Consider the following 14,395-nt stretch of genomic DNA (forward strand, 5'->3'; position numbering starts at 1 on the left):
CGGACGGACGGCTGTTGCGCCGGATGGTGCACCGCGAGCGGAGACGCACTCCGCCGCCGGTTCCGATTCGGTCGGCCCGGGCTGCCCCGGGAACAGGAGACAAGTCATGCCGCAACCCTTCGTGCTGCCCGTCACCGCGGGTCGCACCGACCTGCTCGCGCAGGCGCATGCGCGTTCGACCGCGGTCGGCCTGCGCGCGCACGAACGCCCGGATTTCACGCCGCTGTCGCGTATCGCGCTGCGCGAACTGCTCGACACGAATCACACGCTGTTCTCGCACGCGCGCCCGGTGATGGAAGACCTCCACGCGCAGATCGCCGAGACGCAAAGCCTCGTGCTGCTGACCGACGCCGACGGCGTGATCCTGCACAGCATCGGCGACGCCGACTTCATCGAAAAAGCCAACCGCGTCGCGCTGCGCACCGGCGTGTCGTGGGCCGAAGGCGCGCGCGGCACCAATGCGATCGGAACCGCGCTCGCGTCGGGCCAGGCCGTCGTCGTGCACGGTTCCGAACACTTCCTGCGCGCGAACCACATCCTCACCTGCTCGTGCGCGCCGATCGTCGATCCGTTCGGCCGCACGCTCGGCACGCTCGACGTCAGTGGCGACCCGCGCGGCTCCAGCCCGCATACGCTCGCGCTGGTGCGGATGTCCGCGCAGCTGATCGAGAACCACCTGTTCGCGAACCAGTGCGGCGAAGCGCTGCGGCTGCGCTTTCACGCGCACGAGGATTGCGTCGATTCGCTGTTCGCCGGGCTCGTCGCGTTCGGCCCCGGCGGCGGGCTGATCGCCGCGAACCGCAGCGCGCAATTCCAGCTCGGCGCGTCGTTCGACGCACTGCAACATCAGGCCAGCGACGCGTTGTTCGGCATGCGCTTCGCGCAGCTCGCGCAGCAGGCCGCCCGCGCGCCGGGCGCCACGTTCCGCCTGACGCTGTCGACCGGCGTGCGCGTGCTCGCCCGCTGCGAATTCCCGGACGCGCAGAAGACGGCCGTCGCCGTCACGCCGCCCGCGCCGGCCGCGCGCGTACGCGCGCCGGACCCCGACGCGATCACGTTCGCGACGCTCGACACCGGCGACGCACGCATGGCCGCCGTGCTCGAACGCGTCGCGAAGATCCGCGGGCGCGACCTGCCGCTGCTGATCCTCGGCCAGACCGGCACCGGCAAGGAATGGCTCGCCCGCGCGCTGCACCAGGCGTCGCCGCGCGCGGACGGCCCGTTCGTCGCGGTCAACTGCGCGGCGCTGCCCGATTCGCTGATCGAGGCCGAGCTGTTCGGCTATGAAGACGGCGCGTTCACGGGCGCGCGCAAGCGCGGCAGCCCCGGCAAGATCGCGCAGGCCGACGGCGGCACGCTGTTTCTCGACGAGATCGGCGACATGCCGCTCGCGCAGCAGGTGCGGCTGATGCGCGTGCTGCAGGAGCGGGCGGTGATGCCGCTCGGCGGCGCGCGCGCGGTACCGGTCGACGTGCGCGTGGTTTGCGCGACCCATCGCGACCTGCGCGCGATGATCGCGGACGGCACGTTCCGCGAAGATTTGTTCTACCGGATCAACGGCCTTGCGGTCACGCTGCCGGCGCTGGCCGCGCGCACCGACCTGCCGGTCCTGGTCGACCGGATTCTCGCGCGGCTGGCGCGCAGCGAACCGATGCCGCGCCGCATCGCGGCCGACGTGCTCGATGCGTTCAAGCGCCACCGCTGGCCCGGCAACCTGCGGCAGATGACCAACGTGCTGCGCACGGCCGGCATGCTCGCCGAAGACGAAGCCGAAATCGCGCTCGCGCATTTGCCCGACGATTTCTGGCTCGACTGCGACGATGCATCGGCCGCGCCCGCTGCCGCCACGCCGACCGTGCCGGCCGGCACGCACGAAGGCACGACGCTGCAAAGCCGCCAGGCCGCGGTGATCGACGCCGTGCTTGCGCGGCACGGCGGCAACGTATCGGCCGCCGCGCGCGAGCTCGGCCTCGCGCGCAATACCGTGTACCGCTACCTGCGGCGGCATTGACGCCCACGGCCGGCGGACGCTGCCCGCCGGCCCGTTCGGGTATGCTTGGCGCGTTGCCGCCGACCGCCGCCCGCTTCAGTCATGACCGATCCAGACCACCCGCCCCTCGTGCGCATCGAGCCGCTCGGCGCGACCTTCGACGCGCCCGATTCGCTGACGCTGCTCGAGGCCGCCGCGTTCGCGCGCGTGTCGCTGCCGCGCTCGTGCCGCAACGGCACGTGCCGAAGCTGCCTTTGCCGGATCGTCAGCGGCAGCGTACGCTACACGATCGAATGGCCGGGCCTGAGCCGCGAGGAAAAGGCCGACGGCTATACGCTGCCGTGCGTGGCCGTCGCGACGTCGGACCTCGTGCTCGACGTGCCCGACGCGGCCATGCTCGACTAGACGCGGCGTGCGGCCACGCGCGCCGTCCTGCAACGCCCGATCCTGCGTGGAGAACGCGATGACCCAGTCAACCGATCGCATCGAGAAACAAGTCCAGCTCGCGGCCTCGCCCGACCGCGTGTGGGAAGCCGTCAGCAATTCCGGCGAATTCGGCCAGTGGTTCGGCGTCGCGTTCGACGGGCCGTTCGCGGCCGACCAGCCGCTGTTCGGCCGCATCACGCCGACGCGCGTCGACGACGACGTCGCCAGTGCACAGGAACCCTATGCGGGCACTGTGTTCGAAATCGTCGTCGATCGCATCGAGCCGCAGCAACTGTTCTCGTTTCGCTGGCATCCGTTCGCGATCGACCCGCATTTCGATTACGCGTCCGAGCCGATGACGCTCGTCACGTTCACGCTCGCCGCCCAGGCCGGCGGCACGCTGCTCACGGTCACCGAAACGGGTTTCGACCAGTTGATCGAAGCGCGCCGCGCGAAAGCGCGCGAGATGAACGACCAAGGCTGGGCCGCGCAGATGATGCTGATCACGAAATACCTGGCGAAGCACGCGTAGCGCGCCGCTTCGCCGCATGCCGCCGCCGTCCCGCGCACCGGCGTGCGTGGCATAATCCGCTCCATCGTCGTCCATACGCCGCCGCGCATCGCATGCTGAGTCGTCGCCTCCGGAAGATCGGCAGTCTGATCGGGATGCTCGCCATCCTGATGACGGCGCTCGCGCCGACGATCTCGCAGGCGCTCACCACGCAAGGGCGTGTCGACGCGCTGCTGGCCGGCTACTGCACGGCCGCGCCGGCCGCCGGCGGCCACGCGTCCGATCCGTCGACCAGCCTCCACGCGCATCTCCAGGCATGCGGCTATTGCAGCCTGCTTGCCCATACCCCCGCGCTGCCCGCCCCCGAACTGACGTTCGCGGCCCACGTACGCGTGATCCAGCATCGCGCGGCCACCCGCTTCGAAAGCCTGCGCCGCGCGCTGCCGCTCACGGCCGCGCAGCCGCGCGCCCCGCCGTTCACGTCCTGATCCGCTGTCGTTGCACGTGATGCCATCGCGCATCGCGTGGTCCGCGCACGCCGCTCGCGTGCGTGACATGTCACGTTTCGAAGGACGCTCACCCTCATGCATACCGCCACGCTCTTTCGCGGCGCACTCGCCGCGCTCGGCTTCGTCGTCATCCAGGCTGCCCATGCGCACGCCATCCCGAAGAAGCAGGTCCCGGCCGCCGACGCCACGCTGTCGGCCGCGCCGCACGCCGTCACGATCGATTTCAGCGAAGCGCTCGAACCGGCCTTCAGCTCGATCGCCGTCACCGACGGCCATGGTCAATCGGTCACCGACGGGAAATCGGCCGTCGACGCCGGCAACCGGAAACGGATGCACGTCGCCCTCGCCAGCCTAACGGCCGGCGCGTACACGGTCGCGTGGGTCGCGGTGGCAAGCGACGGCCATCGCACGCAAGGCCGCTACACGTTCACGCTGAAGTAACGCGCACGCTGCCCCGCCCCCCCATCAGGAGAACAAACGATGAAACACCCGATTCCGACCGCCCTGCTCGTTGCCGTGTTCGCGCTGCAAGCGCCCGCCTCGTTCGCCGCGCCGGCCGTGCAGGCCGATGCGTGCTGGATCCGCGCGATGCCGGCGACGGTGCCGTCGTCCGGCTACTTGACGCTGAAGAACGACGGCGACACGCCCGCCACGCTGACAGGCATCGACAGCCCCGCATACGGGATGGCGATGGTGCATGAAACGCAGACGAACGGCAGCACCGCGAAGATGGTTCATGTCGACTCGGTCGTCGTCCCCGCGCACGGCTCGCTGACCTTCAAGCCGAAGAGCTATCACGTGATGCTGGAGGAACCGCGCAAGGCCGTCGCGCCCGGTTCGAAGGTGCCGTTCCGGCTGCATTTCGCGGACGGCTCGACGGTGTCGGTCACCTGCGACGCGAAGGCGCCGACCTACGCCGGCCAGTAACGCACCCGGTATCCCGATCGAAGGAGACGCACATGAAAGACCGCCTGCCGCTGGCCGGCCGGATCGTCCGCTACCGGACGCCGCTGAATCTCGCCGTACTGATCGTCTGCGGGTTGTGGGCCGCGTGGATCGCGTGGATGACGCGGCCCGCCGCGATCGACACGCCGCCGTCGATTCCCGCGTACTGCATGCGCGACACGCACTGACGCGCCGCGCCCGCACGGTTCCGGCGGCGGCCCGCGCCATTATTGGCGTGGCACCATCGCTGCATCCCGTCCGCCGGAACCGTCACCCGGAGCAACGCATGGCCCTTCAGACCTGGATGCTGTTTGCCGCAGCCTATCTCGCCACGACACTGTCGCCCGGGCCGAACGTGCTGCTCGTGATCCGCAACACGGTGCGCTACGGCACGCCCGGCACCGCCGCGACGATCGCGGGCAATCTCGTCGCACAGGGTGTGGTCGTGCTGCTCGTCGCGCTCGGCGTCGGCGCCGTACTGGCCGCGATGCCGCCGCTGTTCGTCGCGATGAAGGTCGTCGGCGCCGCCTACCTGATGGTTCTGGGTGTGCGGCAACTGCGCGGCGACCGCATGGCCGCCGCGTCGGGCGGCGCCGCGCAAAGCGCCATGCCCGACCGCGCGAAGCTGTTTCGCGAAGCGCTGTTCGTATCGGGCAGCAATCCGAAGACGATGGTCTTCCTGTCGGCATTCATGCCGCAGTTCGTCGTGCACGATCGCCCGCTCGCGCTGCAGTTCGTCGTGATGTACGCGACGATCGCCTGCACCGTCGTGATCGTTCACAGCGTCTATTCGGCCGGCGTGCGCCGATTCCATCGCGATTTCGGCATGCGTCGCGCAGCACGTGCGCTCAAGCGCGCCAGCGGGCTGCTGTTCGTCGGGCTCGGGATCAAGCTGCTGACCGCACGGCAGGCGTAAGCGGGCAAGCGCGTCAGCGCATGTGCGCGGCGAGCGCCGCGGCAATCTCGCCGAACGACGGGCGGGCGTCGATATCCTCATTCAGGCAGGCCGCCGCGAGGGCATCGAGGGCATCCGAGCGCGACTCGCATCGCTCGAGCAACTCGCCGAGCAGATAGCCGAACGCGCGCACTTCGAGCCGCTCGAACCTGCCGCCACGCGTGCGGTCGTTCACGTCGTAGAGCGACGCCGCGCCGAAATCGCCCAGCAACGCGCCGCCTGCCCCGTCGTGCAGGATGTTGTGCGCATACAGGTCGCCATGCATGATGCCGCGCGCATGCAGATGGCCCGCGACCGACGCGATGCCGTGCGCGATCCGCACCGCTTCGGCCGGCGCGAAGCGCGCGTCGGCCGCATACACGTCGCGCGTGCAGGAAGCGAAGCTCGGCGGCCCGGCGAGATTCCCGAGCGCGGGATCGACCAGTTCCATCACGAGGCCGTGCGTGCCGTCCGGATGCCCGCTCACCTTGCCGATCACCGGGATCAGGTCCGGGTGGCGGCCGGCGTGCAGGCACGCGGCCATTTCGCAATCGGGCAGGCCGTCGCTCGTCACCGCGCCCTTGAACAGCTTGACCGCGACCGCGCGCGACGGGTGGCCGTCCATACGCCACTGCGCCCGGTAAATGACGCCCGATGCGCCCTCGCCCAGCTTCCGTTCACACGACAGCGACGCCCAGTCGATCTCGGCGACGTCCGGCCCCGCCGACGCCGCCGCCTCCGGCGCCGCACTGAACGGATTGCCGGCCGTGGCGAGCCACGCGAGACGCGGCAGGCGCAGCAGCCAGTCGGGCAACGCCTCCAGCCGGTTCGCCGACAGGCGCACCAGTGCGAGCGCGCGGCATGCGGCCATTTCGGCCGGCAGCGCGCGCAGCCGATTGCCCGCGAGCATGAGCTTCTGCAGCCGCGAACAGTCGCCGATGTCGGCCGGCAGCGCGTCGATCGCGTTGTCGGTGAGGATCAGCCAGCGCAGCGCGCGCGGCAGTGCGCCGCGCGGCACCGTGCGAATCCGGTTCGCCTTGAAGCCGATCATGTCGAGTTGCCCGCACGCGCCGAGCACGTCGGGGAACGCGGTGAAGCGGTTGCCGGATGCAAACAGGATGCGCAGGCGATGCAGCCGCGGCAGGTCGTCCGGCAACGCGGACAGCGCATTGCCGGTCAGGTCGAGCACTTCGAGCGTATCGGCCAGATCGAGGATCTCGCGCGGAAATTCGGTCAACCCGCATGCGAGCTTGAGTTGCCGTGCGCCCGACAGTTGTCCGGCCTGCAGTTGTTCGAGGGTGTGGGTCACGGGTGAAAACGGGTTGCGGTTGCGACGGTCGCCAGACCGATCCGACGAATTCTACCGGGATCGCTGCCGTGCAAAATCATGACGTTGTCACGGCCCCTTCACAAACGCGCAATGTGACGTTAGAATTGCGCCCCTTGCAGTGCCGACGTGGTGAAATTGGTAGACACGCTATCTTGAGGGGGTAGTGGCGAAAGCTGTGCGAGTTCGAGTCTCGCCGTCGGCACCAAATGCAGCTTCAACGTTTTCCGCGTATTTTCCGAAACCCGCGACAGCAAATGGCTTCGCGGGTTTTTCGTTTTCGGCTACGCCAGCCGCAGAAAATTCCGCACCACCGCCGACGGCTCGTCGCATCGCGACACGATGGCCAGCCTGGCGCGCAGCCCGTTACCCGCGAACGGCCGGTACACGACCCCGGGCACCTGCACCTGCGTGATCGCCTTCGGCACGACCGATACGCCGAGCCCGGCCGCCACCAGCGTCACCGCGGATGCCATCTGCGGCGCCGGCTGCGCCATGCGCGGCTCGAATCCGGCGGCCTTGCACGCGGCGACGATGTCGTCGAACAACGCGCTGCCGGCCTCCCGCGGCACCTGCACGAACGACTCGTCGGCCAGTTCCGCCAGATCGATACGCCGGCGCGGCGCCAGCCGATGCGCGACGGGCAGCGCGACGAACATCGGCTCCTCGTCCCAGTCGGCGGCGCGCAACGTCGCGGCGACGCGCCGCACCGGCCGCACGATCGCCACGTCGAGGCGCCCGGCATCCAGTGCCTCGAGCAGGACACCCGACGTCGCTTCCTGCAACGTCAACTCCGCATCCGGAAACGCCTCTCGAAAGCGGCGAATCAGATCCGACACTTTCGGGTTGAACGCCGCCGTCCCGGTAAAACCGACCCGCAGATGGCCGGTTTCACCGCGCGCGGCACGCCTGGCCGCGCGTGCCGCGCGCTCGGCATCGTCGAGCACGCGTCGCGCCTCTTCCGCGAAGACCTCGCCTGCCAGCGTCAGCTCGGCGCCACGCGCGGTCCGCTTGAACAGCTCCACGCCGAGTTCGCTTTCGAGCGCCTTGATCTGCTGGCTCAACGGCGGCTGACCGATGCCGAGCAGGTCGGCGGCCTTCGTGAAATTCGACGTGGCCGCGACGGCCAGAAAGTATCGGAGATGCCGGAGTTCCATTCGTGAGCGACCTTGCGGGAAGTCGAGGCGGCCTTCAAGCCAGTGTTAAAACATATCGCTGCGGTTCTTTTCATATATTGGACATATACATGACGATGCGCAAGAATTCGTGCATTCCCGTCGCACATCGAGTGCATCCATGTCCGCCCCCTCGATTTCCCGCTCCATGCCCGGCCCGCAGCAAGCCGCGCCCGATGCCCTGCCGGCCGGCGTGTCCCCGCGCTCGGCCGCGTACAAGCGCATCGCGCTCGCGCTCTTTCTCGCCGGCTTTTCCACCTTCTCGCTGCTGTACTGCGTGCAGCCGCTGCTTCCCGCGTTCGCCCGCGAATTCAACCTCGGCGCGGCGTCGAGTTCGCTCTCGCTGTCGCTGTCGACCGGGATGCTCGCGGTGTCGATCCTGTGCGCCGGCGCACTGTCCGAACGCGTCGGACGGCGCGGGCTGATGTTCGCGTCGATGACGCTGGCCGCGCTGTTCAACCTGCTGGCCGCGCTGTCGCCGAACTGGAACCTGCTGCTGCTCTGGCGCGCGCTCGAAGGCTTCGCGCTCGGCGGCGTGCCGGCGGTTGCGATGGCCTATCTCGCGGAAGAAATCGCCGCCGACGGGCTCGGCTTCTCGATGGGCCTCTACGTCGGCGGGACCGCGTTCGGCGGCATGATCGGACGGATCGGCATGAGCGCGCTCGAGGAGCACTTCTCGTGGCGCACGGCGATGCTGACGATCGGCGTCGTCGACCTGCTTGCGGCGATCGCCTTCGTGATGCTGCTGCCGACGTCGCGCCGCTTCGTGAAGCGCACCGACCTGACGCTGCGCCATCACGTCCGGCTGTGGCACGCGCAACTGCGTCACGTGCGTCTGCCGTTCGTGTTCGCGATCGGTTTCCTGGTGATGGGCGCGTTCGTGACGATCTACAACTACGCCGGGTTCCGGCTCATGGCCGCGCCGTTCAACCTGAGCCCGACCGCCTGCGGACTGATCTTCGGCGCCTACCTGTTCGGGATGGTGTCATCGTCGAGCGCCGGCGCGCTCGCCGACCGCCTCGGGCGGGCCCCGGTGCTCGTCAGTGGCATCGTCGTCTTCGCGGCGGGTCTCGCGCTGACGCTGTCGCACTCGCTCGTCGCGATCGTCGTCGGCATCGTGCTCGTCACGATCGGCTTCTTCGTCGCCCACTCGGTCGCGAGCGGCTGGGTCGGCAACCTCGCGGGGGCCGCGAAGGGGCATGCGGCCTCGCTCTATCTGCTGGCCTACTACGTCGGGTCGAGCGTGCTCGGCTCGATCGGCGGGACGTTCTGGCAACACGGCGCGTGGGCGAGCGTCGCCGCGTATGTCGCGGTGCTGCTCGCGCTCGCGCTGCTGGCGGCGCGACGGTTGACGCGCGGCTGAGGTGACGCAGCGCGACCGGCGCGCGCCGGACCGCGCCGCCGTCACGACGCCAGCACATCGCTCCCCTTCGCCGCATGCGCTGCCTCCCGCCGCCGCAGCGTCATCGCGATCAACGCGGCCAGCACCGCCAGCCCGACACCCGTGAGAAACCCGCCCGTATAACCAACCTTCGCGGTCAGCGACAGGATCGTCGACGACGCGATCAGCTCGCCGAGATCACGCGTGCTCTGCACGGCCGTCACGTCGGTACCAGCCTGGTCGCTGCCGCCCGCGAAGCGCATGCCGGCCGTCATGATCGACACCGACGTGATCCCCGTCGCCAGCGAGCCGAGCACCGTGCACAGCCACGCCCACGACGGCGACACCGGTAGCCATCCGCTCGCCTGCGCGAACCACAGCAACGCCGCCGCGCCCGCGCAGCTCACGCCGGCCGTGAACGCACGCCATACCCCGAGCTGCCTCACGAGCCACGCGCCGCCGCCGCAACCGAGCACGACCGTCACGACGCCGCCCGCCATCCCGAGTTTGCCGATCGCGTCGAGCGTCCAGCCCGCGTCGTTGAGAAACAGCTTCGACAGGCCGAAGCCCGATACGGCCGTCATCGCCGACAGCAGCGCGAGCGACAGCAGCGACCACGAACGCGGCCGCTTCGCGAAACGCACGAGGCTCGCGCCGTGTGCCGGCCGCGCCCGCGCACGGTCCGCATCGCGCGGCAGCACCCACAGCACGCAGACCAGGCTCGCGAGCGGCACGGCCGCCAGCGCGAGAAACGCGGCCGGCTGGCCGAACAGGCCGATCAGCGTCAGTGTGCCGGCGCCGCCGCCGAAGAAGCCGATCATCACGCCGGCGATCTGGATCGCGTTGATCCTCGCGAGCGTGTCGCCGCTGAAATGCTCGGCGGCCATGCCGTCGTTCGCGATGTCCTGCGTTGCGCTGGCAAGCGACGCGACGGCCAGCAGGCCGACCGCCCAGCCGGCCGTCGCGACCGTCATCCCGATCTGCGCGAGGCAGCCGAGACACACCACCACGAGGGTCTGCATCGGCAGCATCCAGCTGCGCCGCCGCCCGAGGCGTGGCGACCAGCGGTTGTCGACGACGGGCGCCCACAGGAATTTCACGACCCACGGCAACCCGACGAGCGGCAGGAACGCGAGTGCGTGAAGCGGCGCGCCGTCGTGGCGCAGCAGTGTCGGCATCGCATCCATCGCAATGCCGATCGGGATGCCCTGCGACAGGTAAAGCAGCGTGATCGTGATGACCAGGCGGCGATGTTCGAGCAGATCGCGCATCGAAGTCTCCAGTTGCATGAGGTTAAAAAGGTTCGACGCCGGCCGGCACGCGTGCGGCCGGCATCGCATCGCGCCGCGGACGGCGGGCGGCACGCAGCAGCAACACGCCGAATACGACGAGTGCCGCGTCGATCCACCCGTACACGGGTGCGCCCGCGCCCAGCAGCGCGAGTGCGCAATGCGTCGCGCCGGCCAGCCCGTAAGCGGCGCCGGCCGCACGCATCAGCACGCGCAGCCATGCCGCCCGATCGGCCGCCCGGGCCGCGACCGCAATCGCACCGGCCCACACGGCCCAGAACAGCATCGCGAGCGCATGGTCGACGTGCACGCCGTCGGGCAACGCGCGCCCGGCAAACAGCAGGACACCGCCCGCGAGCACGAGCCCGCCGCATGCGCCCACCGCGACGGCGGCCAGCACGTTTGCCGAGCGATCGCGCTGCGCGCGCCGCCGCTCGATCCACAGATGCAAGCCCGTCGCGCACAACACGCACGCAGCAAGCCCCATCAGGAAATGAAGCGCGCGCAGCACACCGCCCGCCGCACCGACCCAGTCGTATTGCGCGAAATGCAGCGGCTGCACCGCGATGAATGCGCGCAGCCAGAAGCCGCGACCGCGCGACGTCGCATCCGCGAGCCATTGCCCGTCCGCCGCGCGATACAGGTGACGCTCGAACACCGCCGTACTCGGCAGCCCCGCGGTCGTGCCGGCAATCTCGACGGTCGCGTTCGCGTCGCCCCAGCGATGCAGCGCGACGGCTTCGCGCCGGAAGTCCGGCCTGCGCGCCGCATCGCGCCGCAACAGCGCGTCGAGATCGGGCGCGTGCTGCCACGGGCCGCCGGCCTCGGCGGGCGGCGGCCCGCCGAGCAGTTCGGCGAACGCGCGCTGCGGCTGCCCCGGATACGCAACGCCCGCGAGCGACACCGTGCCGAGCGCGCCGAGCCCCGACAACGCGCCGGTGAACGCGAACAGCACGAGCCACGGCGTCCCCCACAGGCCGATCCACGCATGCAGGTCGAACAGCGCGACGCGCAACCCGTGGCCGCGCCGGACGCGTGCCGCATCGGGCCAGCGGCGGCGATGCACGACCACGCCCGCGACGACGAGCACGAGCAGCACGATGCCCCACAGGCTGACGAAGATGCGGCCGGGGAAACCGGCGAACAGCGTCTTGTGCAGCGTGACGATCAACCTCGCCCTTCCCGCGTCGGGCAGCGGCGCGCCCGTCGCCGGATCGAGCGCCAGCGTGCACGCCTGGCGCGCATCGCAGAACCGGATCGCCGGATCGGCCGGCCGCGGCAGCACGATGCGCACGTCGCGCAACGCAACACCGTGTGCCGCCGCGCGCGCGACGAGCGCATCGAGCGGCAACGCCGGCCGCGCGACCGCCACCGGCGGCGGCCGCCACCAGCCCTGCATCGAATCGAACGCAAGACTCCAGGTGCCGCTGAACAGCACGACGAACAGCACCGTGCCGAACAGCGCGCCGGCGCCGCGATGCAGCGCGCGCCAGCGCGAACGCGACGACGCATCCATGTCAGCGCCCTCCCCAGAACAGCGCGCACGGCACCAGCGCCGCGACCCACACACCCGCGCGCCACACCGCCTGCCGCGGCCCGGGCGCGACGAGCATCCACAGCAGCGCGGCCACGCTCGCGGCGAGCGTCAGCAACACGGCCGCATAGAGCCGGTTCAGGCCGTCGGCCGGGTAATGACGGGCCAGCGTGACCGCGAGCGCCACCGCGCCCGGCAGCACGCCGCCGATCGCGATCGCCGAGCGCGTGCCCCAGCCGGGCGCCATCAGAACTGCCCGCGCACGGTCAGCATCACGTTGCGCGGTTCTCCGTAGCGGTTGTTCCAGCCCGGCTGGCTCAGGCTCAGGTAATACTGGCGGTCGAACAGGTTGTTGACGTTGAGCGCGGCGCTCCAGTGCTTGTCGTAGCGGTAGCCGAGCCGCACGCTCGCGAGCGCGTAGCCGCCCTGGCTCATCGTCACGCCGTTGGCCTGCGCCGAGTAGCTGCTCTGCACCTGCAGGCCGCCGCCGACGCTCCAGCGCCGCTCCTGCCACGGCAGGTCATAGTTGGTCCACAGCCGGAACAGGTGGCGCGGGTTCAGCAGCGGCGCGAACGTGCCCGCGTTCGCGAGGTTGTCCGCGTAGCGCATCGTGTCGTACGTGTAGCTCGCCCACACGCTCCACCACGGCGTGATGCGGCCGTTCGCCTCGAACTCGAAGCCCTGGCTGCGCACGCTGCCGCCGTTCACGTAATAGCAGCTCGGCCCCGCGCACGGATGCGCGATGTCGACCTGCGGGTTGTTGTCGAGATCGATGCGGAACGCCGCGAGCGACACGTTGAGCTTGCCGCCGGCCAGTTCGCCCTTCACGCCCGTCTCGTAGGTGCGCCCCTTCACCGGCGTCAGGATGCCGCCGCCCCACATCGACTTGGTCTGCGGCTGGAACACTTCCGCATAGCTCGCGTACCACGACCAGTCGCGCGCGAAATCCCAGATCAGACCGCCGTAAGGCGTGAACTGGTGACCGGTGTTGTAGTGCGCGCCGAGGCTGTCCTGGTTCCACCAGCTCATCCGGCCGCCGAGCACGAGCGTGACGGGTTCCGCGAGCTTGATGCGGCCGAGCCCGTAGACGCCCTTCTGCGAAATGTCGTTCTGCTGCGACTGCTGGTACGGCCCGATGCCGGGCTCGGGCACGCTGCCCGGGTTCCAGCGGTACACGTTCACCGGCGTACCCGACACGTTGCCCAGCAGCGGCGCCGTCATCTGCCCGCTGCTGCTGTTCGCGTAGGTGATGCCGAACAGCAGGTCGTGCGTGAGCCCGAACGCATGCACGGGGCCTTGCACGTTCGCGTCGAGGCTGCGGCTGTAGCTGCTGAACTGGTACGCGCTGCCCGTCAGCCGGCCGCCCGCGCCGGTCGCCGGATCGATCGCGCCGAACGAGCCCGCGTACTTCAGGTCCGAGCGCACGCTCTGGTACTCGCCGCTCACTTTCGCTTTCCAGCCGGCGCCGAGCTTCTGCTCGACCGACGCGAATGCGCGCGTCGTGTCCCAGTTGAAGCGGCCCCATGCGGTGTCGAGGAACGTCGAGCGCGACAGGCCGAGGCTCGACCCGTCGCGCGCCATCGGCACGCCGGACATGTCGGGAATCGACGACGTCGTCTGGTACTGCGCGCCGAACGTGAGCAGCGTGTCGCGCGTCAGGTCGACTTCCGTGACGCTGTAGATCGAACGCGTGTCCTGCTTCGCGTGGTCGTAGAAGAAGTGACGATCCTCGTATGCGACGACGAGCCGGCTGCGTACGGTGCCGGCCGCGTTGAGCGGTCCGCCGATGTCGGCTTCCGCGCGATAGCGGTCCCAGCTGCCGATGCTCACGGACGCGTTCGCGGAGAACCGGTACTGCGGCCGCTTGCGCACCAGGTTGACCGTCGCGGCCGGATTGCCCGAGCCGTGCAGCAGCCCGTTCGCGCCACGCAGGATTTCCACGCGCTCGTACACCGACATGTCCTGCGGCGCGCTCGCCATGTCGCCGATCACAACCGGCACGCCGTCGAATTCAAACGAGTCGACCTTGAAGCCGCGCACGAAATACGCGGTGGTCAGCAACACGTACGGCTGCACGGTCACACCGGCCGACTGCTGCATCACCTCGTCGAGCGAATACAGGTTCTGCTGCTCGATCCGCTCGCGCGTCGTCACGCTGACCGACTGCGGAATCTCCCGCAATGCGAGCGGCAGCTTGCCGACCGTCGCGACCGACGGATCGTCGGCCACGCCGCGCGACGCGTTCACCGAAATTGCCTTCAGCTCGCTCGCCGCCGGCTGTGCGGCGGCCGCTTCCTTCCGGATCTCCGTGCCGGCCGGCGGCGCCGTCTCGGCGAACGCGGCCGCCGGATGCGCCGCGATCAGCAGGCCGAGA

General features: G+C 69.9%; 15 protein-coding genes and 1 tRNA gene. 10 read left to right on the forward strand and 6 right to left on the reverse strand.

The genetic code is table 11. From position 1 onward, the window contains the following. Positions 1-106 precede the first annotated feature (106 nt). The 8 genes from WJ12_RS30980 to WJ12_RS31010 all read left to right on the forward strand — a co-directional run bounded on the left by WJ12_RS30980 (position 107) and on the right by WJ12_RS31010 (position 5,297). Positions 107-2,011 (forward strand): sigma-54-dependent Fis family transcriptional regulator, encoded by a 1,905-nt coding sequence (locus tag WJ12_RS30980; protein WP_059556854.1) that lies wholly within the window; start codon positions 107-109, stop codon positions 2,009-2,011. 81 nt (positions 2,012-2,092) lie between these two features. Further along, positions 2,093-2,395, forward strand: a complete 303-nt coding sequence (locus WJ12_RS30985) for a 2Fe-2S iron-sulfur cluster-binding protein (protein WP_049031263.1) — start codon at positions 2,093-2,095, stop codon at positions 2,393-2,395. Positions 2,396-2,453: 58 nt separating this feature from the next. Next, complete coding sequence (locus WJ12_RS30990) at positions 2,454-2,948, forward strand: SRPBCC family protein (protein WP_049031266.1); 495 nt, start codon at positions 2,454-2,456, stop codon at positions 2,946-2,948. 92 nt (positions 2,949-3,040) lie between these two features. Then, positions 3,041-3,415, forward strand: coding sequence for a DUF2946 domain-containing protein (locus tag WJ12_RS30995; protein ID WP_049031262.1), 375 nt, complete (start codon positions 3,041-3,043; stop codon positions 3,413-3,415). 96 nt (positions 3,416-3,511) lie between these two features. After that, positions 3,512-3,877 (forward strand): copper homeostasis periplasmic binding protein CopC, encoded by a 366-nt coding sequence (gene copC / locus WJ12_RS31000; RefSeq protein WP_034186186.1) that lies wholly within the window; start codon positions 3,512-3,514, stop codon positions 3,875-3,877. Positions 3,878-3,916: 39 nt separating this feature from the next. Further along, the gene (locus tag WJ12_RS31005) at positions 3,917-4,363 is read left to right on the forward strand and encodes a copper chaperone PCu(A)C (protein ID WP_034186185.1); all 447 of its coding nucleotides are present in this window, start codon (positions 3,917-3,919) and stop codon (positions 4,361-4,363) included. A 32-nt stretch (positions 4,364-4,395) separates the two neighbouring features. Further along, complete coding sequence (locus WJ12_RS36550; protein WP_167361905.1) at positions 4,396-4,569, forward strand: hypothetical protein; 174 nt, start codon at positions 4,396-4,398, stop codon at positions 4,567-4,569. A gap of 98 nt (positions 4,570-4,667) precedes the next feature. Beyond that, a complete protein-coding gene (locus WJ12_RS31010) occupies positions 4,668-5,297 on the forward strand; it encodes a LysE family translocator (RefSeq protein WP_059556855.1) in 630 nt (209 codons plus the stop codon). A 13-nt stretch (positions 5,298-5,310) separates the two neighbouring features. Here the strand turns inward: WJ12_RS31010 and WJ12_RS31015 are convergent, their stop codons facing one another. Next, positions 5,311-6,624, reverse strand: a complete 1,314-nt coding sequence (locus tag WJ12_RS31015; protein ID WP_059556856.1) for a leucine-rich repeat-containing protein kinase family protein — start codon at positions 6,622-6,624, stop codon at positions 5,311-5,313. 141 nt (positions 6,625-6,765) lie between these two features. Here WJ12_RS31015 and WJ12_RS31020 point away from each other — a divergent pair. Then, positions 6,766-6,850 (forward strand) — tRNA-Leu (locus tag WJ12_RS31020). A gap of 76 nt (positions 6,851-6,926) precedes the next feature. Here the strand turns inward: WJ12_RS31020 and WJ12_RS31025 are convergent. Beyond that, positions 6,927-7,799: a LysR family transcriptional regulator gene (locus WJ12_RS31025; protein ID WP_059556857.1), complete on the reverse strand. Its 873-nt coding sequence runs from the start codon at positions 7,797-7,799 to the stop codon at positions 6,927-6,929. A 139-nt stretch (positions 7,800-7,938) separates the two neighbouring features. On the opposite strand from WJ12_RS31025, the gene WJ12_RS31030 reads away from it, so the two are divergent. After that, complete coding sequence (locus WJ12_RS31030) at positions 7,939-9,180, forward strand: MFS transporter (RefSeq protein ID WP_059556858.1); 1,242 nt, start codon at positions 7,939-7,941, stop codon at positions 9,178-9,180. Positions 9,181-9,221: 41 nt separating this feature from the next. Here the strand turns inward: WJ12_RS31030 and WJ12_RS31035 are convergent, their stop codons facing one another. The 4 genes from WJ12_RS31035 to WJ12_RS31050 are packed head-to-tail and all read right to left on the reverse strand — an operon-like array spanning position 9,222 to position 14,388. Then, positions 9,222-10,469, reverse strand: coding sequence for a RhtX/FptX family siderophore transporter (locus WJ12_RS31035; protein ID WP_059556859.1), 1,248 nt, complete (start codon positions 10,467-10,469; stop codon positions 9,222-9,224). Positions 10,470-10,491: 22 nt separating this feature from the next. Further along, positions 10,492-12,003, reverse strand: coding sequence for a PepSY-associated TM helix domain-containing protein (locus WJ12_RS31040; protein ID WP_059556860.1), 1,512 nt, complete (start codon positions 12,001-12,003; stop codon positions 10,492-10,494). 1 nt (position 12,004) lies between these two features. Continuing rightward, positions 12,005-12,268 (reverse strand): hypothetical protein, encoded by a 264-nt coding sequence (locus WJ12_RS31045; protein ID WP_059556861.1) that lies wholly within the window; start codon positions 12,266-12,268, stop codon positions 12,005-12,007. Beyond that, positions 12,268-14,388, reverse strand: a complete 2,121-nt coding sequence (locus tag WJ12_RS31050) for a TonB-dependent siderophore receptor (protein ID WP_269435154.1) — start codon at positions 14,386-14,388, stop codon at positions 12,268-12,270. The genes WJ12_RS31045 and WJ12_RS31050 overlap by 1 nt, the downstream gene beginning before the upstream one ends. Positions 14,389-14,395: the final 7 nt, after the last annotated feature.

Origin of the sequence: Burkholderia seminalis (assembly GCF_001718535.1) — a bacterium.
GTDB classification, from domain to species: Bacteria; Pseudomonadota; Gammaproteobacteria; order Burkholderiales; family Burkholderiaceae; genus Burkholderia; species Burkholderia seminalis.

What these genes read in the sequence shown, in the direction of transcription:
- WJ12_RS30980 (WP_059556854.1), top strand. Translation starts at nt 107, where the DNA reads ATGCCGCAACCCTTCGTGCTGCCCGTCACCGCGGGTCGCACCGACCTG.
- WJ12_RS30985 (WP_049031263.1), top strand. Translation starts at nt 2,093, where the DNA reads ATGACCGATCCAGACCACCCGCCCCTCGTGCGCATCGAGCCGCTCGGC.
- WJ12_RS30990 (WP_049031266.1), top strand. Translation starts at nt 2,454, where the DNA reads ATGACCCAGTCAACCGATCGCATCGAGAAACAAGTCCAGCTCGCGGCC.
- WJ12_RS30995 (WP_049031262.1), top strand. Translation starts at nt 3,041, where the DNA reads ATGCTGAGTCGTCGCCTCCGGAAGATCGGCAGTCTGATCGGGATGCTC.
- copC (WP_034186186.1), top strand. Translation starts at nt 3,512, where the DNA reads ATGCATACCGCCACGCTCTTTCGCGGCGCACTCGCCGCGCTCGGCTTC.
- WJ12_RS31005 (WP_034186185.1), top strand. Translation starts at nt 3,917, where the DNA reads ATGAAACACCCGATTCCGACCGCCCTGCTCGTTGCCGTGTTCGCGCTG.
- WJ12_RS36550 (WP_167361905.1), top strand. Translation starts at nt 4,396, where the DNA reads ATGAAAGACCGCCTGCCGCTGGCCGGCCGGATCGTCCGCTACCGGACG.
- WJ12_RS31010 (WP_059556855.1), top strand. Translation starts at nt 4,668, where the DNA reads ATGGCCCTTCAGACCTGGATGCTGTTTGCCGCAGCCTATCTCGCCACG.
- WJ12_RS31025 (WP_059556857.1), bottom strand. Translation starts at nt 7,799, where the DNA reads ATGGAACTCCGGCATCTCCGATACTTTCTGGCCGTCGCGGCCACGTCG.
- WJ12_RS31030 (WP_059556858.1), top strand. Translation starts at nt 7,939, where the DNA reads ATGTCCGCCCCCTCGATTTCCCGCTCCATGCCCGGCCCGCAGCAAGCC.
- WJ12_RS31035 (WP_059556859.1), bottom strand. Translation starts at nt 10,469, where the DNA reads ATGCGCGATCTGCTCGAACATCGCCGCCTGGTCATCACGATCACGCTG.
- WJ12_RS31040 (WP_059556860.1), bottom strand. Translation starts at nt 12,003, where the DNA reads ATGGATGCGTCGTCGCGTTCGCGCTGGCGCGCGCTGCATCGCGGCGCC.
- WJ12_RS31045 (WP_059556861.1), bottom strand. Translation starts at nt 12,268, where the DNA reads ATGGCGCCCGGCTGGGGCACGCGCTCGGCGATCGCGATCGGCGGCGTG.